The organism is Alicyclobacillus dauci, assembly GCF_026651605.1.
GTDB classification, from domain to species: Bacteria; Bacillota; Bacilli; order Alicyclobacillales; family Alicyclobacillaceae; genus Alicyclobacillus; species Alicyclobacillus dauci.
Genome location: NZ_CP104064.1, coordinates 4,334,254 through 4,358,065 on the forward strand (window position 1 = coordinate 4,334,254; position 23,812 = coordinate 4,358,065).

At 47.7% G+C, this 23,812-nt stretch carries 22 protein-coding genes, 1 pseudogene and 3 riboswitches; of the genes and pseudogenes, 12 read left to right on the forward strand and 11 right to left on the reverse strand.

The features are described from left to right. The first annotated feature begins 240 nt into the window (after positions 1-240). Positions 241-1,038: an alpha/beta fold hydrolase gene (locus tag NZD86_RS21695; protein ID WP_268044141.1), complete on the forward strand. Its 798-nt coding sequence runs from the start codon at positions 241-243 to the stop codon at positions 1,036-1,038. 116 nt (positions 1,039-1,154) lie between these two features. Then, a complete protein-coding gene (locus tag NZD86_RS21700) occupies positions 1,155-1,634 on the forward strand; it encodes a hypothetical protein (RefSeq protein WP_268044142.1) in 480 nt (159 codons plus the stop codon). Positions 1,635-1,769: 135 nt separating this feature from the next. Here the strand turns inward: NZD86_RS21700 and NZD86_RS21705 are convergent. Then, a pseudogene (locus NZD86_RS21705) lies at positions 1,770-2,973 on the reverse strand (IS110 family RNA-guided transposase). Between the two features lie 587 nt (positions 2,974-3,560). Between NZD86_RS21705 and NZD86_RS21710 the strand changes: the two are divergent. Further along, positions 3,561-3,815 carry an amidase family protein gene (locus tag NZD86_RS21710; RefSeq protein ID WP_268044143.1) on the forward strand — a complete coding sequence of 85 codons (255 nt, stop codon included), beginning with the start codon at positions 3,561-3,563 and terminating at the stop codon, positions 3,813-3,815. Positions 3,816-3,897: 82 nt separating this feature from the next. Here the strand turns inward: NZD86_RS21710 and NZD86_RS21715 are convergent, their stop codons facing one another. After that, positions 3,898-4,758, reverse strand: coding sequence for a C40 family peptidase (locus NZD86_RS21715; protein WP_268044144.1), 861 nt, complete (start codon positions 4,756-4,758; stop codon positions 3,898-3,900). A gap of 9 nt (positions 4,759-4,767) precedes the next feature. Further along, a riboswitch (cyclic di-AMP (ydaO/yuaA leader) is annotated at positions 4,768-4,892 on the reverse strand. 149 nt (positions 4,893-5,041) lie between these two features. Continuing rightward, positions 5,042-5,161: riboswitch (cyclic di-AMP (ydaO/yuaA leader) on the forward strand. Positions 5,162-5,167: 6 nt separating this feature from the next. Between NZD86_RS21715 and NZD86_RS21720 the strand changes: the two genes are divergently transcribed. Beyond that, entirely contained in the window at positions 5,168-6,199 is a 1,032-nt protein-coding gene (locus tag NZD86_RS21720) for a rod shape-determining protein (protein ID WP_268044145.1), read from the forward strand. Positions 6,200-6,503: 304 nt separating this feature from the next. On the opposite strand, the gene NZD86_RS21725 is transcribed toward NZD86_RS21720, so the two are convergent. From NZD86_RS21725 to NZD86_RS21745, 5 genes are all read right to left on the reverse strand, one after another. Continuing rightward, positions 6,504-7,568 carry a class D sortase gene (locus NZD86_RS21725; RefSeq protein ID WP_268044147.1) on the reverse strand — a complete coding sequence of 355 codons (1,065 nt, stop codon included), beginning with the start codon at positions 7,566-7,568 and terminating at the stop codon, positions 6,504-6,506. A 20-nt stretch (positions 7,569-7,588) separates the two neighbouring features. Then, on the reverse strand, positions 7,589-8,539 hold the full coding sequence (locus NZD86_RS21730; protein WP_268044149.1) for a hypothetical protein: 951 nt from the start codon (positions 8,537-8,539) through the stop codon (positions 7,589-7,591). Positions 8,540-8,793: 254 nt separating this feature from the next. Next, positions 8,794-10,248: a TasA family protein gene (locus tag NZD86_RS21735; protein WP_268044150.1), complete on the reverse strand. Its 1,455-nt coding sequence runs from the start codon at positions 10,246-10,248 to the stop codon at positions 8,794-8,796. A gap of 109 nt (positions 10,249-10,357) precedes the next feature. Next, a complete protein-coding gene (locus NZD86_RS21740) occupies positions 10,358-10,978 on the reverse strand; it encodes a signal peptidase I (RefSeq protein WP_268044151.1) in 621 nt (206 codons plus the stop codon). After that, positions 10,975-11,661 carry a hypothetical protein gene (locus NZD86_RS21745; RefSeq protein ID WP_268044152.1) on the reverse strand — a complete coding sequence of 229 codons (687 nt, stop codon included), beginning with the start codon at positions 11,659-11,661 and terminating at the stop codon, positions 10,975-10,977. Before NZD86_RS21745 ends, NZD86_RS21740 begins: the two co-directional genes overlap by 4 nt. A 632-nt stretch (positions 11,662-12,293) precedes the next feature. After that, positions 12,294-12,377: riboswitch (cyclic di-GMP riboswitch) on the forward strand. Positions 12,378-12,407: 30 nt separating this feature from the next. On the opposite strand from NZD86_RS21745, the gene NZD86_RS21750 reads away from it, so the two are divergent. The 4 genes from NZD86_RS21750 (at position 12,408) to NZD86_RS24850 (ending at position 14,127) form a co-directional block, all read left to right on the forward strand. Continuing rightward, complete coding sequence (locus NZD86_RS21750) at positions 12,408-12,575, forward strand: anti-repressor SinI family protein (RefSeq protein WP_268044153.1); 168 nt, start codon at positions 12,408-12,410, stop codon at positions 12,573-12,575. Between the two features lie 123 nt (positions 12,576-12,698). Beyond that, the gene (locus tag NZD86_RS21755; protein WP_268044154.1) at positions 12,699-13,052 is read left to right on the forward strand and encodes a helix-turn-helix domain-containing protein; all 354 of its coding nucleotides are present in this window, start codon (positions 12,699-12,701) and stop codon (positions 13,050-13,052) included. Between the two features lie 666 nt (positions 13,053-13,718). Beyond that, entirely contained in the window at positions 13,719-13,904 is a 186-nt protein-coding gene (locus NZD86_RS21760) for an anti-repressor SinI family protein (RefSeq protein WP_268044155.1), read from the forward strand. Next, on the forward strand, positions 13,897-14,127 hold the full coding sequence (locus NZD86_RS24850) for a DUF3973 domain-containing protein (protein ID WP_407655271.1): 231 nt from the start codon (positions 13,897-13,899) through the stop codon (positions 14,125-14,127). The genes NZD86_RS21760 and NZD86_RS24850 overlap by 8 nt, the downstream gene beginning before the upstream one ends. Here the strand turns inward: NZD86_RS24850 and NZD86_RS21765 are convergent. Together NZD86_RS21765 and NZD86_RS21770 are read right to left on the reverse strand one after the other, a co-directional pair. Continuing rightward, positions 14,124-16,766 (reverse strand): winged helix-turn-helix domain-containing protein, encoded by a 2,643-nt coding sequence (locus tag NZD86_RS21765; RefSeq protein WP_268044156.1) that lies wholly within the window; start codon positions 16,764-16,766, stop codon positions 14,124-14,126. The genes NZD86_RS24850 and NZD86_RS21765 overlap by 4 nt on opposite strands. Before the next feature lie 160 nt (positions 16,767-16,926). Continuing rightward, entirely contained in the window at positions 16,927-17,475 is a 549-nt protein-coding gene (locus tag NZD86_RS21770; RefSeq protein WP_268044157.1) for a hypothetical protein, read from the reverse strand. Between the two features lie 233 nt (positions 17,476-17,708). Between NZD86_RS21770 and NZD86_RS21775 the strand changes: the two genes are divergently transcribed. Then, positions 17,709-18,926 (forward strand): murein hydrolase activator EnvC family protein, encoded by a 1,218-nt coding sequence (locus NZD86_RS21775; RefSeq protein WP_268044158.1) that lies wholly within the window; start codon positions 17,709-17,711, stop codon positions 18,924-18,926. Positions 18,927-19,006: 80 nt separating this feature from the next. Further along, entirely contained in the window at positions 19,007-19,831 is an 825-nt protein-coding gene (locus tag NZD86_RS21780; RefSeq protein ID WP_268044160.1) for a mechanosensitive ion channel family protein, read from the forward strand. 48 nt (positions 19,832-19,879) lie between these two features. On the opposite strand, the gene NZD86_RS21785 is transcribed toward NZD86_RS21780, so the two are convergent. Continuing rightward, positions 19,880-20,176, reverse strand: a complete 297-nt coding sequence (locus NZD86_RS21785) for a hypothetical protein (RefSeq protein ID WP_268044161.1) — start codon at positions 20,174-20,176, stop codon at positions 19,880-19,882. A gap of 250 nt (positions 20,177-20,426) precedes the next feature. Between NZD86_RS21785 and NZD86_RS21790 the strand changes: the two genes are divergently transcribed. Together NZD86_RS21790 and NZD86_RS21795 are read left to right on the forward strand one after the other, a co-directional pair. Next, complete coding sequence (locus NZD86_RS21790; protein WP_268044162.1) at positions 20,427-22,088, forward strand: S53 family peptidase; 1,662 nt, start codon at positions 20,427-20,429, stop codon at positions 22,086-22,088. A 138-nt stretch (positions 22,089-22,226) separates the two neighbouring features. Beyond that, complete coding sequence (locus NZD86_RS21795) at positions 22,227-22,757, forward strand: phospholipase D-like domain-containing protein (protein WP_268044163.1); 531 nt, start codon at positions 22,227-22,229, stop codon at positions 22,755-22,757. A gap of 140 nt (positions 22,758-22,897) precedes the next feature. Here NZD86_RS21795 and NZD86_RS21800 read toward each other — a convergent pair whose 3' ends face one another. Further along, positions 22,898-23,809, reverse strand: coding sequence for a C40 family peptidase (locus tag NZD86_RS21800; RefSeq protein ID WP_268044164.1), 912 nt, complete (start codon positions 23,807-23,809; stop codon positions 22,898-22,900). Positions 23,810-23,812: the final 3 nt, after the last annotated feature.

The following is a 23,812-nucleotide window of genomic DNA, read 5'->3' on the forward strand; positions in this document are numbered from 1 at the left end:
GAAACTAAAGATGTGTGCTAAAAATAAAGTCGTATACCGGGAAAATAAGTTCCATACTAAGAAACACCGCCTCTATCATACGATCCAGGCGATTTGTGTAGCCTTAGGTGTATAATAGTGCACCAAATCTGTAAAGTGGATATTGAACAAACGGACAGCAGTTATGTTGCAATAGTAGAGCTCTTTCATAAAATGGGATTTTCGATATATTGTTAAATGATTTCGAAAGGAGTTTTATTCATGTTCATTAACCACAAGGTCATAGGAGAAGGCTACCCCGTGGTGATGTTGCATGGTTGGTCATTAGATCACCAGGTATTGTTACACTCCATGGAACCTCTATTTGAGAAGAGAACTGGTTGGAAACGGGTTTATGTAGATCTACCCGGTATGGGACGTTCAGATTCACATCCATCTATTCGGAATTCTGACGACATGTTGAAGACGGTATTAGAGTGGCTCGATGATCTTATCCCTAATCAACCCTTCATTCTTTGCGGAAATTCGTACGGAGGATACATCGCTCGAGGTATCATTCATCTTCGTCACGAAATGGTGCGTGGCTTATTACTCATGGCTCCAATGGTTGTCCCAGAATTCGATAGCAGAACATTACCTCAACAGACTGTCTTGAAAATAGATAACGAGTTGATGTCTCAGTTATCCTCAGATGATTTGGACGAATTTCGTTCTATGGCGGTATTACAAGGTGAGTCAGAGTGGGACAGGTTTCGTGATGAAATTTTGATGCCTTCCAAACAGTCAAATTATGAATTCTTAAACCGGATTCGCGAAAATGGATATGGTTTTACCTTTGATATCTCTTCGAATTCATTTGAGTACCCGAGCCTAATTGTTACGGGGCGACAGGATCATGTAGTAGGGTATCAGGATGCTTGGCAATTGATCGAACAATATCCCAGAGCAACTTTCGCCGTACTTGATATGGCGGGTCATAACCTTCAAATCGAGCAGGCAAGTGTGTTTAACGTACTGGTTAATGATTGGCTAGACCGGCTTGAATCAGAGGTGTTCTAAATATAGCTAGCCTTAGTGCCTATAAGCAGCATATGCATAAAGATTCGCTATTGGCACCGGTTTCAGCTCTCGGGCAGCCCTAAAGTGAAGATCATTTCGGAGAGGGGGTGTAGCCCGTGTTCAAGTCTCAAATTACCCGAGTAACGATGCCAATTGTCTCAATAATTTTACTTTTTATGGTTACTGCTTGTGGAAACAGAGACCCATACGGAACAGGATTAAGTTCGTTTACTGACGAGGTCACTTCATATACTGGAGACCATCCCATTTCATCCGAATGGACGGTGTTCGTTGCCCATGGATTAGTTACGACGGGGTGGCTTTGGTTGTGCAAGCAACATGACGTTATTTATAGCGAACTTGAGCTTCAATCAAATGAGACCCTTCAAGACCTGACAATCCAATTTGGGGATAAAACAGTCCATGAACCAGCCGAGGGTGGCGGTGGTGGAATAAGCGGTACGGGGTTTTACATCACGTCATCTACTATCCCACCAGTGATGGACATTTCCTGGCGTGAGAATGGGACAATTTATCACACAAAAATTGATTCGAAATCCATGGTTGAACTCCCGTCGCTCGACGGTTCATCTTGAACGATCCCAGCTAATAGCTTGTCAAGATTGCCAGTGAAACTGGCTTGATAATTGTGTTAGAGTGAATTTGGACATAACAAATAAACCTTCCTCGAACACTGGAAGGTATTTCATTTGTCGGTCTTGACCTAGAAATTAAGGCATGTCTAGGAAAGCTTCTTTACGTTTTAACACGACATAAATCCAATGAAGCAGTTTGTTAGCACAGGCGATCACAGCGACTTTATGAGCCTTTCCTTCTTCTCGTTTTCGGTCGTAAAAGGCTTTTAGTCGCTTACTGCCGCTTTTACGCAAACTGCACAAAACAGCGACGAACAACGTGTGACGAAGTCGGCTGGAGCCCCGTTTACTGATGCGATTTATGGTTGCTGTGAACTTACCAGACTCGAACACACGGGGGTCAACGCCCGCAAAAGCCACGAGTTTCTTTGGGTGATTAAACCGGTCTATTTCTCCGATTTCGGAAAGAATCGTTGCAGCGATTTTTCCACCTATACCGGGAATGGATTGGATAATCTGATATTCTTCAATATCATGGCGAGGGCATCTATCTGGTTTTCAAGGGCGGATAGATGCTCTTGATATTGAAGGAGCATTTTAATGTACATATCCCCAGACTGAATAGGTGACTTTGCAGGTTCGCTTCCCGAAACGGATTCCTCATTGCAGCGGCTATAATTTTCTTTGCCTTCTCAGCCGCCCAACGGTCGGAACGACTGGGACAGAACTTTGCAACCTGTTCTGCCAGCTCAGCCTCTGAAACATCCAGAACGGTTTGGGCTGTCGAAAACCTCGACAACACATGCAATGAGACCTTTGAGTACAAGTCTCCGAACACACCCCTGAATTCAGGAAACACCTGGTCCAGAATCGCCTGAAACTGTAGCTTCGTTTGAATGCACAAACCGGTGATCGATTCATGTTGCCGTGTAAGGTTACGGAGGTCTAGTAGCTGTATGCCTCGCCTCTTATACGGCTCAAACTCTTCTTTGTAGTAGAGTTCGCAGAGACTGTAGGCATCTCGGGCATCTGTTTTTACCTTGCGGAGACTGGTCTTCTTCGCTTGGTAGGCAATCAAGGGATTGACCAGGATATATACATAGTTCTGTTCATCAAGAAAGTGGGTGATCGGTTTGTGATAGTGCCCGGTCGATTCAAGGATGATGGTAGGGGGCGCTCCGGTCAGTTCCTCCACGGAACGGAGTACATCGTGGAACTGATCGAGCCCTGCACTTGTATGAACGATGTTAAAGCTCTTTCCATGAGGCATACCCCTGTTCAGAAACACTTGTCCCTTGCTTTCTCCTTTCGCAATATCCAGACCAACGACTGGATTCACCTGAACAGCTCCTCTCACTGATTTTGTCGGCAGCCCCTATCCTTCTTGCAGTTCATAGCTTCGCTTGTTATACGAGGTCGTTGCCCCAACCAGCTTCAAACATGCTTCCACAAGTAGGGGGTGAACAGTTTAGTCCTCGGGTTCGCAGACCCACGGGTGCGGACGTTCGACCCGACTACCGAGTATAAAACCCTTATACTGAAAGAGCTCAACCAGTAAAAACTGGCTGAGCTCATAATACGAACGGGTGCGAATGTTCAACAAGGGATATAACTAACATGTATATATAAATACATAAAGGTATACATAAATGCACTGTGAGGAATTTTAAATGTGTAAAGGGATGGATAAAGTCCGGACTAAGTGCCCCGGTTACTCAATGACAAAAATCTCATTAATTCTGCGAAAACACCACCCACGAACCACCGGTGAACCCATAGTGTCTCACTAATTATGAAAAATCACAATACTTAAATGAATATCCGAAATGTTCCGGTCGGTATACCATCGCTTGGTGATGTTTAAGGTAGAAGTCATATTGCTCACTTCTGCCGTTCTTCGGTCTTCCATGTGCATAAGCACATTTTATGGGTTGTGAGACGAGATCGCTCATTGGCTGGTGCCTCACGTACTTCACCAACTTCACCGGTCATCCATCGGCCTCGATCCCGGCCGGAATGGTGGATGGCTTGCCAGTGGGCATGCAGATCATCGGCCAGCGTTACGCTGACTGCGATGTCCTTGCCGCAAGTTCCACATTTGAACAACTGCGTCCCTGGCAACATATATATGAGACTTGTCGCAACCGGTCTCTTGATTATTCGACAAGTTTAAGTTTGTAATCTCGGCGCTAACCCACATGCGGTAAGAACTCTGGTTCCGTCATGTGGGTTTTGCTTTCGCATCGTTCAGCGGCGAATACGGTTAAACATAAGGATTGGTTGCACGTATCAATCGCGGTCCCCAGTAGTACGGATCATGCAGCTCTGTAATCCGAACACCGTGGGATGACGTCGCCGAGATGAATTTGCCGTTACCGACATAAATCCCAACATGCGAAATCCCCGATCCGGTCGTCTTAAAGAACACAAGGTCCCCCGTCTGGAGATTTGATGTCGAAACGACTTGTCCCACTTTCGCCTGCGTCGCTGCTTGCCTCGGTAGTTTCATCTGAACCTTGTCAAAGGCCATCTGAACTAAACCAGAACAATCACATCCGTTCGCCGACTTTCCGCCCCACTGGTATTTCGTCCCAATTAACGTTTTTGCGTAGCGGACGACATCTTGTCGCTTTTGAACGTTATTCAAGTTAGACTGGAGGTTGAATACATTTCCATTCCAGCTCGAATTGACCGTTACTCTATCTAATATCCGCATCAGGTACCAGATAGGAACATACGTCGTATCCCCGCCCGAACTCGGGTCCACAGCCACAATATCATCAACGCGCTGAACCAAAGTACCGTTTACCAACATGCTCATTGAGCCTGTACCCGGGTTCACGTTGTCTGTGTTCACATTGACCCCAGAAGGAGTCGATATATTCAGACTGTGTCCATCCCATTTTGTACTGATGCCCAGTTCATTCAATGCCTGCATTAGGTACCAGATCGGCATGTACGTTGTTCCTGTACTCACTATCGCTTGAGGTTTAGAAAATGGTTGACTATTGAGGGCAATCGTCTTGGAACTCGTTGGCTTTGCTGACTGTGTGCCGGCCAAAGCCGTGGTTGGAATCGTGGCCAACATGGACATGCCTGCAAGGATACCTAAAAAACGCTTCATCTTTCGTACCTTAACTCCTTCTAGTCCTACGAGGTTAGTTGTCGGGTTTGGGAGAAGGATTCCCTACACAGCTATGACTGTGATTCACCCCTAAAAAGATGTCCCCCGTTCTTGCGATTCGGACTCACATAGTTTGGCGCAATGTAAAATATTTCGATTTAAATCGCTCGGATATGTCGGTATACCAATTTACAATTTCGACCAGGTAGTGAATCGTGTGTTTCTACTCCATGCGACATAAATTCTCGATCACGTTCGAATGACTCTAAAAACACCTAGACGAAACTTCCATACGCCGAATCGCAAGAACGGGGGATTTATTCTCTGGGGTGAATGGGCAGCAGCCCTAGGCAACCTTTCAGCCGAATCCGTCAACTAACCCCGTAGGCGTGAGAAAGGATGAATCCCCGTGGATTTTTTCATTGACCTCGGAACCTCATATTTTCGTATTGGGGTGTCTGGTAGTGAAGAAATTATCAATGAACCATGTGTCGTTGCTTGGGATGAACTCGGACGTGTAATAGTCGGTACCGAAGCCGAACAAATCCTGGGTCGAAATCCGTATGGGGTTGAAGTTCTCCACCCCATTGAAGACGGCAGCATTAAACACTTCGATGCGGCGGTCAATGTAATCAAGTATGCGGTCACCAAATTCCTTCCTGGTAGATTTCCAAGACGGTTCAACCTAACTTTATCCGTTCCTTCGGGCTTAACAGACGTCGAAAGAAGAGTGTTTAAGGAGATTGGTGAACAAGCAGGGGCCCGTCAAGTAAAGTTGTTTGATTCAACTGTCGCTGCTGCAATTGGTGCCGACCTTCCTATCGGACAACCGATAGGTTGCCTTGTTGTGAATCTAGGAGCAGGAGTTACTCAAGCCGCTGTCATGTCTATGAATGGTGTCGTGGACAAACGCTTTTCAAAAACGGGTGGCCGTACCGTTGATACGTCGATTGTTGAGATGCTGCGAAAGAACTACGGCTTTTTAATCGGTTTACGATCCGCAGAAGACTTAAAGCTGCGTTACGCCGAACAACTCGATGTTGAATCATTTGAAGCACGCGGCAGAAATCTTCGAACCGGCCTTCCCGACAGCATCCTCGTACCTCGCACGCTCATCGAACAACAATTAAAAACATATTATGAAACGATTGTGAACTTGGTCGTTGAAACACTTGAGACATGCCCCCCAGAATTGGTCGGTGACATCATGGATAGAGGCATAGTTTTAGTAGGCGGAAACGCGAAAATGGCCGATATCCTACCCAGTTTGACCCGGCGTACGGAGGTGCCCATTGTTATCGCCCAGTCGCCTGAAACATGCGTCGTTCGAGGGTTAATGCAGACAAATAACGGAACTGCCAAAAGTGCTACTTGGAAATCACTGTTTAAGACTGGAGACCCCTCGAACACGAATTCCAAGGGAATCACACAGAAAGGTTAACCAATTTGGTCGCGAACTGGGGTTATAGGATAGATGTTATGTAAGAGTTAGGTAAATATCCAGAAATGAACAGTTTAAGAACCTCGAGGCAATGATGGAGCAATATGAGTCATGAACCTACCATCATAAACAGAGTGTAGCTATTCGTATACTGTACACAGGGAAGACAAACCTGTACCCGATGCCTGTAAGCGTAGGTAGGCAGGTTTGCTTCTCCTCCCAAAAAGAGTTTACTACTCCGTGGTCGAATAGCAAGCGGGTTTTTGACTGGATGCTCACCCCACTGTCCGACATACATACCTACCTATTTATGCACATCAACACTCTCCAAATGTATCTGATTCCCCTCAACCGCAGCATTCACCTCAACATGGTATGTGGCATTAGCCTTAATCATGGTCGTCGCCGTAAGATGTACAAGAGCCGTGCCATCCACATCCAGCGTTACGTTAAATCCGTTTTGATATGAGAGTCTGTTGATTGGATAGCCATACAATGGATTGTTTTGTACACCCTTTTTCAGAAGCGAAGCCAAAGCGGCCGAATCCTTTGACGACGAGGCATGCAGCCAAGCGAGGTACAGTTGAACAAATTCGGACGCAGCATTCAGCGGACTGTTGCTCTGTACGAAATCGTTTGAGGGACTGCCTTCGTAGTGTAACGATCCCATCGGCAACGAGTTTGTCTGAAGCGTCACGCCCTGCTTGCGGATTTCATCGGGAATCTCTGCGGTGTACGTGATGGACGGGATCGCATCTGAAACAACCGATGCTCTCGGGTTTGATGAGCCGACCTGCTGAATCATGTTCGCGTAGACCAAATACCGATACGGTGTGAGGTACAAGGCATCCAACGGGTAGCAACTTTCCAGCACGATGCTCGGGTTCGACGTGTTATAAATCGGATCGCCGGTGTGCATAATCTTCGCTTGACTCACCTTGAACAAAAACGTCCCCGACTTTGTCTCCATGGTGATAACGTCGCCCTTCGACAATTGATTGATATGCCGAAACCACGTCGCATTGTGCGCCGCCAAAACAGACGTCCCTTTCTCACCCGGCATAACACTTGTGGCCAAATGACCCACGGCGACGTTGATCTCTTTGTCATCCGTCCCCTCTACCACCGGTGCATCCAAAGCGAGCGCCGGAATATGAAGCTTCCCCACCAATCCGTCCAATTTCGGCGTTGGAATATTTTCCACGGGGCCCGTGGTGTTCTCTGTTGAGACAGTTCCGGTCACATTGGTCAGCAACTGCTTCCCCACAGTGTAGCTATTTAAGTAGAACCACCCTAAATTCGCGATCACGCCCGCACCAACCAACAAACATCCAAGACCGAGAAATAGGACTATCTTTGATGACTTCATTCCACACTCCTCGCCTAGCTTTAGCCGTCGCGAAATTGTTTTGGTTTACGACGGAAAAAGATGAGCCCAGTTCCAATTGCCATGAGCGACACACCTGTCACTAAAATCACGCCAGCTTGTATCCCTGTGACTGGAGCCGTGCCCCCAGGCACCACTGAGGGAATGGTTGACTTGGACGGCGGTGTGGTGTGTCCTCCAGGTGGTGTGACGGGTGGCCCCGGCGGCGGTCCAGGCGGTGGAGTTGGCGGCCCTGGAGGTGGTGTCGGTGGCACGGGTGGAGTAACGGGCGGTGTATTTGGTGGCGACCCCGGCGGCCCAGAAGGTGGTCCTGGAGGTGTCTCGTCCGCCATCGCATTCACAAGAATATCCATTTTACCACAGGTACCTTGGTAATCATTGTGCGCTTCGATGGGCATTTTGTACGTGTATGTCACATAAGCACTTTGTCCGGAAGCCAATTCGAATGCCGGCGAAGTGTTGTCGGTTGAAAAAGGTCCTTCTGCCACTATCTGCTCCCCTACTAAGCGAGTTAGGTGGATATCATAGGTAATTTGAAGTGGATGATCGTCGAACTCGAAGTTTGGATTCTTATTTGTCGCTTCGTAGTCTATGGAAATCCCATGCTGCACACCGTCGTTATCCGTATCAGTTCCTAACAAAGTTCCATACTTCCCGTTATCCTTAAAGATGTTTCCGATCAGGGTGTGTTGAATGGTGATATATTCACTTCGTGACCCTGTATTCGTAATTTCCAATGTATCTGATTCCGTATTCCCTGGAATGATGTTCGAAATATACGTTGCATTCGCGACCACTTTACCCTGGGATAGGGATATGCCAACGACTTGATCCGGGCTAAATTTTGTTGCTTCAGCGTGTGCCGTGATGCAAAACAATGATTCAGTGGTCGTGATAAGAAATCCAGCAATAATTGCAGCGGAGGCTAATAACACTCTTTGTTTGTTCATCATGCTTTATCCCCCCACTAAAACGTTCCTGCCACTTTGTTACCACATTCCGTTCTTGATAACTAATGATTTTGTTCTTTATTAAGAACATCATATCAAAACAAGATGCTGTGTCAATAACGATTCTCAGAATTCAATCTAGATGAATACTGACGAATCCAATACAGGCACAGTTCGCTCAATAATCTCAAGATACGAAGAGCGAAAAAGCAAAATGACCAATCCTGCCGGATTGGTCATTTTGCTGATGAGTAACGTCAGTTAACGGAGTTGTTCACAGCATTGTTGTTGAGCATTTTGTTTAGGTAATTATTCGTATCAAACTCGAACATCTGATTTGATCCAACGTTGAGGGTGAAATCATCATTCGTCTTTGAGTTGATGAACCCTACTCCGTCACTCCGATACGTAAATGTGAACGTCCCGTCAGAGTTTACCTGGATGTTAGTGATATGGCCGTTAGCCGTCCCGATTTCGGTCGCAGTCATCGTTACGCCTGAACCTGATACCGGGTTACCACTGGAATCCTCTAGCTTGCCCGTAAATGTATAGGACTGGTTAGCCTGAACACCGCTCAAATGGTAGTGGCCGTTTTCACTGGTAAGTTCAGGATTCGCACACTGTTGCCCCGTAACGGCAGTTAGTTCTCCCTTGGCTGGCGTCCCTTCAGTTTGCCCTGGACCGCCAGGGTTGCTCGATGGGTTTAACGGATCGGATGAAACATCATTGATATCCGGTTGACCAACCGGGCTTGCCGAACTATTCTCCCATTGCCATGCGTCAAACTCGGATTGCATACCACCGACCGTTTGCTGGTAGTCGTTGTGAGCGTCTGTCGGTAATGTACCATTGTAGGTGACAGCCAAGCGATACTCTAAAGTGTTCGTGTGCGTGCTGTCACTTTCTTTAATCTGCTGGGGGGGTAATACAATTCCAAATACTTTTGTCGATCCGCTATACTGAGTCGTAGGACTGTACGAAGCAGTTGATGCAGAATACGGTGAGCCTGACGGACTAGTTCCAGCCTGTTGGTACCAAACATTCCAACTCGATGTATCGTTTAAGTTTGGAATAACTGTTCCATCCTCAGTTGTAAACTGCCCAGCAGCGCTCCATGTTTTTCCACCATCAGAAGAGGACTGAACTTGCACATTAACTGTGTACTGGAATGGGTTGTTGTCATGTTGGAAAGCAGAGTTGTTGTTCGTTTTCGAGTAGTCAACAGACAGGTAATCGTCGCCAGATATACTTGGACTCGACAATACAGGATTGTTGTTCGAAATCCCGTTCGCTGTACCGTCCACGGTACTGTTGCTGTCATACGTGTGCAGTCCACGCGCTGGTGTGAATTCTGGTAAGATTGCATCACTCGCATCACGTGCAGAAGGGTTGTTGAGCCCGTCGTCAAAGAAGATGTCACCGTTCGCGTTCGTCGCAACAGACACAAATTCCGTAACGGTTCCCTTGTTGTACACGTACTGCGTATCCGCCGTCGTGTCACCAGGTACTAGGTTTTGCAACAAAATATCCTGGCCGTTTGACTTCGCTGCGGCACCTGAATCATTTGCTGTGAGGTCGACTACGCCAGCTGCGAATGTGTTGGTTGAAGTTGCTGCGTTGGCGGTAAAAATAGCGAATGATCCTGTGCTCATAAGAGCGATGCCAGCCAACGCTGTGGCTGCTGTAAGACTGAGTTTGCCCTTGTGCTTCATTCGAGAAATTCCCTCCAAAGGAAAGTTTTATATATTGAAGTTCTGATCGGATAGGTATGTACACCCTTGCCCCACCATCCGAAGAACGTTCAACCAATGTAGGTGAAAGTTACGAACTGATACCGCTGGGATTTGCTTCTACAGTCACTTCGGGCTTCGCCTCGGGTGATTTCTGCAACTGTCTCACTTGGCGAATCAGCCCCCATACACTGCTGAACAACAGAATTGCTCCAGGAAGTATCGTGAAAGCCGCGATACCCCATTTTGTTTTCAGATAGGTAATGTAGTATCCAACATAAGGGATGGTAAAATTGTCGTATGTAGCAATGACATTTTGTTCCGGAATGGTCCAAGGGTCTGCGGATTTATTCGCATCACCCTTCGTCTTGATCCATTCCTGACCATTTGTTGTAGTGATACTTTTAATCCTGTGCGTAACGATGGTTCCCGCGATCGGTCCATATTCTGCCGAGATTGGAATCCTAAAGGTAATCACGTCCCCGACTTTCAAATTCTTGGTATTTACCTTTGGGTTTTCGAAAATAACTGATCCTGTATGAAATGTGGGGGTCATCGAGCCGGACAAAACCTCGTACATCCGTTGCCCAAATATCTGCGGTTGCCCGTGATTTAGCCGCGAGGAAATGGCCAGGAACATCGTACCTACCATCAATACACCTAGTAGTCCAGTTATCACGATGTTCAGAATACCCAGCACCTTTTTAATCATCGTTTCTCCACTCCCATGGCACTCGTGTCATTCGTTGTATTAGAGTCAACGGACATATGCCCGTCTGTCGTGTTTCCGCCTGTCGTGTTTCCGCCTGTCGTGTTTCCGCCTGTCGTGTTTCCGTCTGTCGTGTTTCCGTCTGTCGTGTTTCCGTCTGTCGTGTTTCCGTCTGTCGTGTTTCCGTCTGTCGTGTTTCCGTCTGTCGTGTTTCCGTCTGTCGTGTTTCCGCCTGTCGTGTTTCCGTCTGTCGTGTTTCCGTCCGTCGTGTTTCCGTCTGTCGTGTTTCCGTCTGTCGTGTTTCCGTCTGTCGTGTTTCCGCCTGTCGTATTTCCGCCTGTCGTATTGCTACCTGTTGTGTTGCTACCGCCTGTAGAGTTCACAGCACTTGCGGCTGCGGCGCTCTTGAGCTTCTCTTCTAGTGTTTTGACTTTCTTATCCTCAAATGGAGCTGTTTCAAACTTCACGACCCCCGTAGCTGTAGCGGATGTAGTTAGCGCCGTAGTGGTTGGGAAGGTGTTCGCTTTGACCATGGCCCCTAAAGATATAGCTCCAAGACACACCGCCGCTACAAATGACCGGACTACAATTTTTCTTCTCAGTTGCTGCTGCTTTTGTTTACGATTAATTCTCCGTGGTACATACCCCACATGCTGAGTTACACACAACTCCTCTACATTTTTCACGTGCTCACCCCTAATGTAAGGACTCGGAGATTATCGGTTTCATTACGAACCAGTTACTAGGTTCTGTACCCTATCACTGTCACACGGTTCGGTATGATACCGAATATGATGTCTGGGAACGATTTCCTTCGTGCAAGCATCATGCCCTAATTAAGAACATCATACATTTATTTTGTTCTTTATAAAGAACCCAGCGTTAGTATATTTTGCGATTGAGCAGAAGTCAATCACTTTTTTCTCAATCGAGAACATCATTTTTAAATTTTAGCCGTGTATTGTTCTTATTAAAGAACGAACGGTTTTTTGCCCAGGTCGCTGTAAACTCATGAATCTTAGCATCTATCCGGTCACATATAGAGGAAGGTGACATGCGACCACTGTTGTGATCGAGATGACATGAGATAGCTAAGAAGCACCCCAATGCTCTCTATGGGGATCGGTGAGCCCGAGCCACGAAGTCACGTGTCAAGTACTCAAGGTTTTCGAGTTCTATACCATCGCAATACTTCGGAAAGTGAGGACTATTGTCGATTGGTTGTGGTTCGTGCTGAATCATATACCAAAATGTAAAAAGTTATTTCTTGTTAACCGCAGTGATAAGAATCAAAATGAAAGCATAATATCTGGAAGCCTAAATGAACGGGCAAACCTGACTGAAAAGTAGGGGCGCAAAGTCACAGGTCTAACGTGTAAACTACGACGGCTGGACTGCCATTGGTCACGACTTCCATGCGGAGGGGTACGGGGTGCCACAGAAATCCGAGGAATATATACACTTAGATAAAGAGTGGGTTCATTTGATGTCGTTAGCGAAACAAATGGGTTTAACAGTCGCGGAAGTACGTCGCTACCTTCAGGAGTCTTTACACAACTCCGTTTCGACGACCTCCAATACAAATCTTTTACAAGCATAACTGGAGCGGAAAACGGGGCCGGAAACGCCCCCCTTTTTCATTGTTTTTGAGGTATTATTTACACAGGTGTATTCAGAACTTGATATTTAGATTCATTCTACTTCAAACGTAAGGAGAACCATGATGATTGGAGCACGTATACAAGCCTTGCGACAAAACAAAGGCCTCTCACTATCTGAGCTCGCGGATAAGGCCGATGTCGCAAAGTCCTACCTCAGCGCAATCGAACGTGGGATTCAAGGGAATCCATCTATTCAGGTGATCGAAAAGATTGCAAGTGTCCTGGATGTGCCTGTGCAGCAGTTGGTGTCGGGAGCAGACGCATCTGAAGAACTACCTTTGGATCGCGAGTGGATGGATCTCACCCGAGAAGTTGCAGAGTCCGGAATTACAAAAGAGCAGTTTCGAGAGTGGCTGGAATTCCAACGCTGGCGTTTGCAGCGTGACGATAAAAATGACCAAGGCGAGCAATCCTAAAGCGGTGGGACCACACTCTTTAGCATCTTGCTAAAAGTGTGTCCTACCGCCGAGCTTCATCCCCTTGTCCTCCACACCCATCCCTTCTCACAGACGAGTATGGAGGAACAAGGGACAATATCGAGAATTCCCCTCACATCTATTCAATGTTCATCACCCATTGATTGTCACCGGACAATATCCTGGTTAAACCCAGAAAACTAGCGTCAGTCCAACTCCACAGGAAAACGCACTGTAACGATGATACCTTAATGTGTTCTGGAGCTACCGATTCGGCAAAATGTATGACAAACAGATAAAAGTTATTGACACGGAGTCTTACTTTGATAAACTTGGTTACAGTTGTTCTTTATAAAGAACACAATGTTCTTTATAACAAAAGATGTGGTGTGTTCATTGTTGGGGCACATATCACCGCTGAGATTCATTTATATAGAAACCATAACTAAAGTTAGGTTCCTGTTCGGACATTTTATGTTTGAATGGAATATGACCGGATGACCAATGGACTAAGACATACAGATTAACTAGAAGCATCAACGTACCAACTCCTAGATGGTCGGTTGCCATTTACCCACATCTCGTTCGGCAATCTTAGACATACCCACACTTCAGGGGGCAATAGCACCCTTGTAGGTTAGTTACTGCTATGAAGGAGAATGGGTCATGAAGGATTGGAATACAATGGATTCAGCGTCATATGTAGAATGGGCGGAATTGTTGCAACTTGCTCGGGAAGTGGGCATCAGTCCAGAGGAAATCCGGAAGTTTCTCGCTCAAAGTGCAACCTCTCAACCTGTAGAGAAATTGGGGAGTAAGGTGAATGGACATGGATCGTTGTTCCATGTGTGACAGCGCATACCCACAAGAACATGGAAATCACTGCATTAAATTCCTGTCTGAACCTTCGATCGACTATCCGACTTACCACTCGATTTATTGCACGAAATGCAATTGTTTACGCGAGAGAGGAACCTCCAAGTGGGTCTTTAAGACAGGTTATAAATACATAGATCACGTTAGATACAGCTTGGGAATTTGTGGGGACCATAACATCAGAGGCTGGAAACACTAGTGAAATGTTGACGAAGTTGGTTTAAGTAGGTTCATTGACTTCGCCTTAGCCACCGCTTCTGTGCGATTCCGTACCCCCAGTTTTCCGAAAATGTGGTGGGTATATCCCTTTACTGTACCGACGGAGATACCTAGTATGGCGGCAATTTCAGCATTGGTGTGTCCTTTACTCAACATCTGTAGAGTTGTGTTCTCGCGTTTCGTTAGAGGCTCAATTAACGCTCCACTTTGATGAGTGGGTGAAGTGGGTAAGGATGATGAACTGGGTTCCATGTTCACCACCGATAGGAGCATTTGTACATAAGTCAATAACTCTGTAGTCGATTGAGAATCGCGTTCTTGTTCCAGTAGACTGTGAAGCAGCTCTACAACAGGGGCCCCTTCATCTAAAAACGTTCTCTGATATTTATGGGGTAGGGCGATAGACACCGCTCGCTCCATGATGGCCAATGCTTCGGTTAGATCGCCTCTTTGTCTGTACAAGATAGATTGAAGTATTAAAATTTCGATTAAACTGCCAAGTCGATCCTCTGTTTCCGCCCATCGTTCTAATCGTACTAACAACGTCACCGCGTCGATGAGGCGGCCTTGATACAACAACGCTCTCGCGAGGGTGATCAGCTCAAACTCCTTAATGGCGTAACACTCGTCCTCCATTGTGACAGGGCTGGAGGCGACCCATTCGTCAACTTTCTCTCGATTTTGTTCGTCTATCCAAAGCCGTGTTTTGAACGCACCAACCACATTTATCCAATGTGAAGAAGCATTCATATCATGAAGAATTTTTTTTAGGTCTGCCAAGACAAGCCACATATCCGATTGCTTATTCGTGGCCCGAAGGTGTCTCGCATAAACAAAGTACATGGGCACGAGAATGCCTACAATGTTAAACATTTTGCCAAGTTCAATGCCGCGCGGGATGAAATAAGCTAATTGATCAAATTCGTTCCACTCGTAGTGCAGTTCCGCTAGTGCTACAGAACCGTATCCTAGGATACCCAATCCGCTGTTTTTCCAAATCCCACGTAATGTCGGGTACAACTCTGCCACGCCTGTCAAATATCCACGAAGACCCAGTCGACTTCGAAGGACATATGGCTCGCCCGCATTCAGCTCTGCGCCGTACCGAAAAAAGCGGCTATATTTCGGTGAGCGCTCGGTAGACCGTGCAAAACAGTCGATTGCACGCTTGACGTCGTTGCGGAGACAGGCGATGTATCCACGTAGTACCTGAGATTCAACCCATAATTTATCCCACTCGCCTTGGGGAATGGCATTTTGTAAGACATATTCGTCCACCAGTCCAACAAATTGCTCGGCTGGCTCAAGATGTCCAGACAAGGCGAGTACCCAGCCATACGTGATACAGGTCTGTGGATCCTGTTTCAGATATCCCTCAGGAAATTCTTTCAACCACCCTCGTAAAGTTGAGATCTCCCGGGCTTTGATCATTTTGGGAGCGTGGTCATTCATGAGCGTAGCCGCTTTTTTAAAATCCCTACCGCGAAAAGCGTGGTCGACAGCTTCCGGAATGAGATTCATCGACTCAAACCATGAACAAGCCATTTTGTGTAGGCCCACCACTTCATTCGGGAAGCGACGCAACAACTGTTCCTGTAATGCACCGGCAAACAAGTGATGGTAGCGAAACCACTGCCCATTATCATCGAGAGGAATGAGAAATGAACTCGATTGTTGAAGCTCGCGAAGAATCTGTCCGGCATTTGGGTCACCCGTGACGGCTTCACACAGTGGGCCACAAAGTCGCGACAAGACCGAAGTTCTCAACCAAAAGCTCTGAATGTTATGTGGCTGGAAGTGAATGACCTCCTCGGCCAGGTAGTCCGCGATAAACCGGTGGTCTCCAGTCAAGCTGCGGAGAAATGCAGTTGAGTTGGAAGTGCCCTGCAGTGCTAGGGCGACAAGGTTCATTCCTGCGGCCCAACCCTCCGTGTGATATTCGACGAGATCTAATTCCTCTCTTGAAAGTTCTATCCCCATTACCTTTCGATAGAATTCTAAAATGGCTTGCTTGTCGAAACGGAGGTCACGTGCTGTGAGTTCAAGTATTTGTCCTTGAGATCGAAGTTTGCCTAGTGAGAATGGCACCATACTTCTGGAAGTGATAATGAAATGTAACGTTGATGGACCCCTTCGAATCAGGTTCTCGATTGTCGCATGAATTACAGGTTCGTGAATGAGGTGATAGTCATCAAGCACAATAAAAACCCGACCCTGCACCTGATAAGCATCATGTATAAGAACGGAAGTCAATGTGTCTGAAGACGCTGGGAGACCAAGCTGTAAATAGTCCCAAGCGTTCCGCGGTAGGTTAGGATGTACGGACTCCAGTGCAATTAGGATCGTGCTCCACAACGTCATGGGATCGTTATCACGACTATCAAGAGAAACCCACGCAGGCGTGAGTCCCGTTTGCTGAAGCCATGACGCAACTGCCGTTGTCTTGCCATAACCAGCGGGAGCACAGACTACCGTCAGCTTCCTGTGTACTGAAGAAGATAATTTGTCCACTAAATCGTACCTGGGTAAGGTGTCCGGTCTAACCTGTGGCTGGTATGTTTTCGTGGTTAGAATCGATAACGCCGATTCATTTTGCGGTGAATCAACCTGTCTCATCATCCACTGCTCTTCCTTTGTAAAGCACACTGTTCAGTCATGTTATCACAAAATACTATTTTTTGTATAATCATAAAAATGTACACATATCAACAAGGATCGTGCTGGTTTGACAACAAATGTGACCCTACTATGTTTTATGTTAAGAATAGACCCGATGAATTTAAAACAGCCCAAAAAACCGCCTCTTGCTTTTTGATTCTTGTTCACGTTCACGAACAATGGTCACTGCAATCTCTTTCGCGGCATCAAGGACTTGATGTTCGTACTGTTTTTCAAGCCGCTCCTCAAACTCAGCGAGTTGTTCTTGCATTTCTTGTCGAACCTGTGATCGAATGTGCTGCTCCATTTCCCCATGTATGTGAGACCAAAATTTGTCGGCAGCCTCCGCAACAATTTCATCTAGCGAGCGTTCGACAGAGGATTGTTCCCGTTCTATTAGGGTTAATGTCCTTGGACGGACTTCCCCTTCCCTTCGACACTTCAGGAGTGACGCTTGCGCAGCGTCCTCCATATTCATCTGATGGTTCAAAAAGCCTTTCATATCTTGGAAAAGCGTGACATCAGATGGAGCAAACACGCGCCGTCCCCGATCATCCTTGAGAAACGAGTAGCCGGAATCCTCTAGTTTCACACACCATTTCCGCAACGTAGAGTGTCCGATACTTAGCATCGCACTAATTTCGGCTGGTCTATAGTAGCGTTCTTCCAAACCGTAACCCCCGTTCTGGTGCTGTCCTTCCTGTTTGCATCGAGTATATGACGTGATGAATGCGAAGTCAGTCGAAGCGTGACGGTTGCTAGAATGAATGCTAGAGAATTCACCGCAACGACTCTACCACCAGACTCCGACAGCCCATGGAAAGCGCACAAAAGAACGTTCGACCATCGAAAACCCCAATTTCCAATCGAATGAATGTGAGAGGATATTTAAGAGGTGATGATTTGAGGTATGTAACACAGGCTGTGCTGTCCGTCGGTACGCTCTGTGCAAGTCTGGGGCTACTCGCTCCAACTGTTCAAGCAGATAACTTGTCAAACGCAAAAGACCGAATGCAGCAACTGAATGCGGCATCGGCTGAAAACGCCCAGTCCCTCACACAGGAGAAACAGGCGGCGCAGAATTTACAGGATAGTATCCAAAGCTATCAAAAGCTGATCGATTCATTGAGTCAAAGTATGGCGCAAACTAGACAAGAACTAGATACCACTCAAGCTAAACTGGACGACATCCAATCGACGCTCAATCGGTTGAAAAAGCAACTGAACATCACCAATAACGATTTTCAAGCGTTAACCGTAGCACTGTACGAACAGGGAAACGTACCTTACTTGGAGGTGCTGTTCAAGGCGACGAGTTTTAGTGATCTATTAAGTCGTTTCCAAGATATCGTTTTCCTCACAAAAGCCGAGCAAGGATTGGCCAAGAAGATTCTCGCTCTACACAATAAAGTCAGTGCGGAAGAGAAACAACAAGCGGCGAATTTGCAGTCGCTCAACAAGAAAAAGGCAAAGCTGGCGGCCTTGCAGCGGATCGATGCGAGCTTAAAGCAACAGAAACAAGTCGCTCTTGCAAGAACAAAACAGCAAATACAATCGGATGTGAACAAGCAGCAACGGTTACGTTCCCAGAAACAGTGGACACAGGCGCAGATTAATCAAATGGAAGCGCAAATTCAAAATGCGGGAAATGTGCTTTCTACCACTGTGGGTCTAGTTGTTGAGCAAGATTTGCGATATAGGAGTATCTCGCCAATGTCGCTGTACAACTACGTCCAGGCGCATGATTCAACTTTTTCACTCGGGGACATTGAGACCATTTGTAATGCGGCGAGATCGTACGACGTCAATCCTGCCCTGCTCATCGCCATCACCGGGCAAGAGCAAGCGTTTGTCCCGCCAAGTGCGGATGCGGGAGAGATTCGCAACAATCCGTTTAACGTGTTCTACAGTTGGCAGGTCTACAACACGAATTTGGCCGACGCAGCGAACATTGCAGCCAATACATTGCGGCATAAACTCTCAGTCTCGCCGCCGTCTGGGGAGGATCCGATCCATTGGATCAACGATCCCGCGAACCCATGGGGAATCTATGCAACGGACCCAAACTGGGCGAACGGGGTAGAAACGTACTTTAACAGCATTATGCAGCAGTGCGGGTGATATGGTTCAGGTTGGATGGTTCATACTGTGGCTATCGCCTAGTACGGCGGTTCTCTAGGAGCTTAAAGGAGATATTTTTTGTGGTAGGACGATTGCATCAGCTACACCCATGGCGGCGGATTATGGTCGTCGCCATCGTCTTGATTTTACTGTCGGTCATTTTTAACTTGGCTCATTCCATGGCGCTCATGAATTTCGTACCTGTTCATTATCACCGGGCTGTGGAGTGGGGCATTGTCATTCTGTGGTGCGTCATTGGCATCTGGTTGGTTCGGTACTTGAATCGCTTCCTCATGAGTAAAACATTGGGGAAGCACATCGACAGGCGGACTTCCAGGTTGCTCAGCCGTCTTCTCACGGTCATTGGCTTTCTGTTCATCGTCCTTGTGGCGCTTAACCTGCTGCAAATTCGCATCAGCAGTCTGCTGGTTGGCGGGGCGGTGACGGGCGTGATCGTCGGTATCGGTGCACAGTCCACCCTATCCAATTTGTTTGCAGGGGTGATCCTGTTGACTCTACGACCGTTTTCGGTGGGTCAATATATCACCTTGAGGACATCATTGTTCAGCGGGATCGAATACGGAGGCACAGTTTTCGACGTGAATTGGTATTACACGATACTGCTTGATGGGGACCAGAAGAGAGTTCTCCCGAATTCATCTGTGATCGTCTCAGCTGTGACGATTAACGCTAAAGAAGAATCCGCAAGTCAAGTGTTCACGGTACCCATCCCTTATTCTGTTTCAGAAAAAGAGATCAGCAATGACCTTCGTGAACTTACCAGCGGACGAGCAAGCATGAAAATTCGCGAGTTTACAAAGGACGCGTACAACGTCGAGATTCACCTGCCAGCGTCTGAGGACCCAGGTGTCATCCGTGAAATTTTATCTCGACATCAGATTTAGGGCCCGAGGGTCGAGAATGGGAGGTGATTTTAAGGAACCTGGCATATTTCATGAGATGTACTGGTTTTGCACCTCAAGTGATCTGTCCGTCCTGACTTTGTCGCGAATGTTGGCATGCTTGACGATATGAGAGAGAATGCTGCGACTGCGTTCGAGATACTGAATTCGCATTTCAAGCGCATAACAATATTGCTGGAGTTCCATATGTTGCAAGTGCAGTCTCATATTTTCTCCGCGCAGCGCGTTGTGTTGTTGACCTAAACGTTTCATAGATTGACGAAGATTCGCAAACACGAGCCCTATCCCCAGTGCCAGTAGGCCAATGGATACGTAAACGATCACCACCGTGAACCATCCCCATTCGCTATTCTTCTATTCTGCTAGCTTGATAGACTACCGCCCCATTTCCCTTGAAATAATTTTTATATATTAATCAGGCTATTTCAACGGGTGTAATTTAGGAACCTTTGACGAATCAGGGCGAACCATGGCCAACATTGTCTCTGTCTAGTTATCCAAAAATTATTTATGTTATGATGATTCCCGATCCCGTCGTCACTTCTCTTTACCTGATAAGCAAAGGAGAATGATGTGTATGGACGAGAGTACCCCAGTGCAAGTTGGTATAGAAGCGAACCACAGACCCATCCCTGGCAGCGAGCGCCGCGTCGTTGCCGGTGCAAAAAGAATTGCCCCGGTCGATCCCAACGAACGGATCACGGCGACGGTATTATTACGGCACCGCGCATCGACGGAACTGGTTCACCGGATTGAAGAATTGAGCACCCTCCCCTTTGCGACGCGAACCCACATGACCCATGAAGAGTTTTCAACAAACCACGGAGCCGACCCAAGTGACATACAAAAAATCAGGGAGTTCGCGAACCAACATGACCTCACCGTTGAACAAGTGAACCTCGCCGCGAGAACTGTCATCCTGTCCGGTACAACGTCATCATTCAACCAGGCCTTCGCGGTCGATCTCGCCCACTACGAGCACCCCGACTTTACGTACCGCGGACGCGAGGGTGCCATTCACGTCCCCGAGCACTTGACGGACGTCGTGGTGGCCGTTTTAGGCCTGGATAATCGGCCACAAGCCAGCCCACACTTTCGTATCTACAACGAAGAGGCTGGTCAAACAAGAGCCCTAGCCTCACAAATATCGTATACCCCTCCACAGGTGGCGCAACTGTATAACTTTCCAACAAACGTAAACTGCAGTGACCAGTGTATCGGCATCATTGAACTTGGCGGCGGATACACGTCCAGCAACATCGACCAATACTTTACCAATCTCGGACTCCCGTCGCCAACCGTTGCGGCCGTGTCCGTCGACGGATCGACAAACCAACCCACTGGCAACGCAAACGGACCGGATGGCGAGGTCGATCTCGACATTGAAGTAGCCGCCGCCGTTGCGCCCGGTGCACGCATCGTCGTCTACTTTGCGCCCAACACCGATGCAGGTTTTCTGAACGCCATCACGACGGCCATCCATGATACGACCAACAAACCGTCCGTGATCTCCATCAGTTGGGGTGGTCCGGAGAGTTCCTGGACAACACAAGGCATGCAAGCAATGAACAGCGCATTCCAGGATGCAGCGGCCCTAGGTGTGACAGTATGTTGCGCCTCGGGAGATAACGGATCGACAGACGGGGTCAGTGACGGTAACGTCCACGTGGACTTTCCAGCGTCCTCCCCGTACGCTCTGGCCTGCGGCGGTACGCGACTGACAGAATCAGGCGGGACAATTGCGAGTGAGGTTGTGTGGAATGACGGATCGAACGGTGGAGCAACAGGTGGCGGGGTGAGTTCCGTGTTCGCTTTGCCAAGTTGGCAATCCAATGCGAACGTTCCCTCGTCTGCCAACTCGAGCGGACAGACAGGCCGAGGTGTCCCCGACGTAGCAGGAGATGCTGATCCCGCATCAGGCTATCAAGTGCTCGTCGACGGGCAACAGTTCGCCATTGGTGGAACCAGTGCGGTCGCGCCGCTGTGGGCAGGACTTCTGGCCATCGCGAATCATACGCTTGGCCATCCAGTCGGCTACGTCAATCCGCTCCTGTACAGCATTCCTAGCCAAGACGGCGCGTTTCGAGACATCACGAGTGGAAATAACGATATCAACGGTTCCAACCAACTCTATCAAGCTGGACCAGGATGGGATGCGTGCACAGGACTTGGCAGCCCGAATGGAAGCAAGCTGATAGATGCACTCAGTCAGGTTGGGAGTGCTAGCGAAATACACTAGTTCGAAAACGGGGACAAAGGGCATAGACCACTTGTCCCCGTTTCACCACGTGGTAACTACTCCGCCGTGAACTGCAGTTGAGGCTCACCGTGCTTACGAACACACAGGATTTTATAACCCCTACTGGAGGCGATCATCGTGGATCAAGTCTTAGGTGCACTCGGTGTTATTAAAGGACACCCTGATCAAACTCGACTGATTACCCCGTATGCTGATGGAATGAAGGCAATTTCTGCGTTCCTGGGTTCCGCCACGAGCAAACTGCGGACAATCATCTACGCCGATACGCTATCCCTTTATTATGACGACGTGGCCTCGGCAAAACAGCGTGGTATTGACGTCAAGATCATTTTCGATCACAGTCAAGCCGCTGGCGCATATGAAAACCCTCATATCAAGCAGCTTTTAAGCGAAGGGTGGGTGGACGGCACCGATTTCGTCATTGGTACAAGTCCAGAGTCCGGACAAATTGTGCACCTAAAATCGACTTGGATTGACGACAGGTATGTGGAGGATGGAAGTCTCAATTACTCTCCGTCGGCGTTTAAGCAGATCAACAGTGTGTCGATTTCGGACTGGCCAGAGTACGCATCCTACTTGGACGGGATATTTGAGCAGTTGTGGCAGTGGATCTTGGAGAACGAGCCACAGTATCAAGTGAAAAAGTGAGATATTCCTAGTAGGCCGACGTAATACGCGAGTTGCCTATCAATGCTTATAGATATAGGAGAAGGGGGCGGCTACGCTCCGTCCCCTCACACTATGATGCATTCGGGTATGCATCGCTATGATCGTGCATCCAGTCCCTTTTATATGCCTGGGTTCGTAGCTTCTACAAAGCGGGGTCCCCAATAGTACGGATCACTTATGTCGTTCACTTGAACACCTTTCGACGATGTTGCCGAGATGAACTTGCCATCGCCGACATAAATCCCCACGTGTGAAATCCCCGTCCCGTCCGTATTGAAAAATACAAGATCGCCTGGTTGCAAATCGGATTTCGAGATGGTCTGTCCAACTTGGGCCTGCCCAGCGGCTGTCCGCGGAAGCGATATGTTGAAATGTGCGAAGACGGTTTGAGAAAATCCGGAACAATCAAAACCGCTCGCTGATTCTCCACCCATTCGATAAGGCGTTCCGATGAACTTTTCTGCATAGTCGACGATTTGTTGACCGGTGCTGGAGATGTCGGATGGTTTTGCGAGGGTCCTAGCGGTTACGGACGGTGACTGAGAAGCGGTATGAATCTCCCAAGTTTCCCCATTCCACGTGGAGTGGATGTTTAGTCGATTCATAATTTGCATAATGTACCAGGCGGGCATGTATGTAGTCTGTTTTCCGGAAGCGGGGTCTTCAGCTGCTACTTCGTTGACCTTCTGTACAAGGTGACCGTTTACGTAAATAGAACTCGATCCAGTGCCAACATGAACATGACTTAGATCCGGTCTGTCGGCTGCCGTGAGGGTCCAGGTGTGATTCGCCCAAACGCTGTGAATCTTCAGCTTGTCGAGTGCTTGCATGAGATACCATATCGGCATGTACGTGGTGTTGTCATAAACAAAACCGCTTGGCTTAGAGATGAGGTCTTGGTTTACGACGATAGCCTTTTGATTCATGGTGGGAGAATGAACACTCGCAAACGCGGTCAAGGGACTGGTTACGACGGCAACACTAGCACAAATGGTACTAGTGCACAGAGAAATAAACACTTTTTTGTTCAATCT

Excerpts from the sequence above, each read along its gene's own strand:
- NZD86_RS24850 (WP_407655271.1), top strand. The coding sequence starts at position 13,897 with ATGTGTGACAGCGCATACCCACAAGAACATGGAAATCACTGCATTAAA.
- NZD86_RS21715 (WP_268044144.1), bottom strand. The coding sequence starts at position 4,758 with ATGAAGCGTTTTTTAGGTATCCTTGCAGGCATGTCCATGTTGGCCACG.
- NZD86_RS21730 (WP_268044149.1), bottom strand. The coding sequence starts at position 8,539 with ATGATGAACAAACAAAGAGTGTTATTAGCCTCCGCTGCAATTATTGCT.
- NZD86_RS21755 (WP_268044154.1), top strand. The coding sequence starts at position 12,699 with ATGATTGGAGCACGTATACAAGCCTTGCGACAAAACAAAGGCCTCTCA.
- NZD86_RS21695 (WP_268044141.1), top strand. The coding sequence starts at position 241 with ATGTTCATTAACCACAAGGTCATAGGAGAAGGCTACCCCGTGGTGATG.
- NZD86_RS21765 (WP_268044156.1), bottom strand. The coding sequence starts at position 16,766 with ATGATGAGACAGGTTGATTCACCGCAAAATGAATCGGCGTTATCGATT.
- NZD86_RS21740 (WP_268044151.1), bottom strand. The coding sequence starts at position 10,978 with ATGATTAAAAAGGTGCTGGGTATTCTGAACATCGTGATAACTGGACTA.
- NZD86_RS21790 (WP_268044162.1), top strand. The coding sequence starts at position 20,427 with ATGGACGAGAGTACCCCAGTGCAAGTTGGTATAGAAGCGAACCACAGA.
- NZD86_RS21735 (WP_268044150.1), bottom strand. The coding sequence starts at position 10,248 with ATGAAGCACAAGGGCAAACTCAGTCTTACAGCAGCCACAGCGTTGGCT.
- NZD86_RS21725 (WP_268044147.1), bottom strand. The coding sequence starts at position 7,568 with ATGAAGTCATCAAAGATAGTCCTATTTCTCGGTCTTGGATGTTTGTTG.
- NZD86_RS21760 (WP_268044155.1), top strand. The coding sequence starts at position 13,719 with ATGAAGGATTGGAATACAATGGATTCAGCGTCATATGTAGAATGGGCG.
- NZD86_RS21710 (WP_268044143.1), top strand. The coding sequence starts at position 3,561 with ATGGGTTGTGAGACGAGATCGCTCATTGGCTGGTGCCTCACGTACTTC.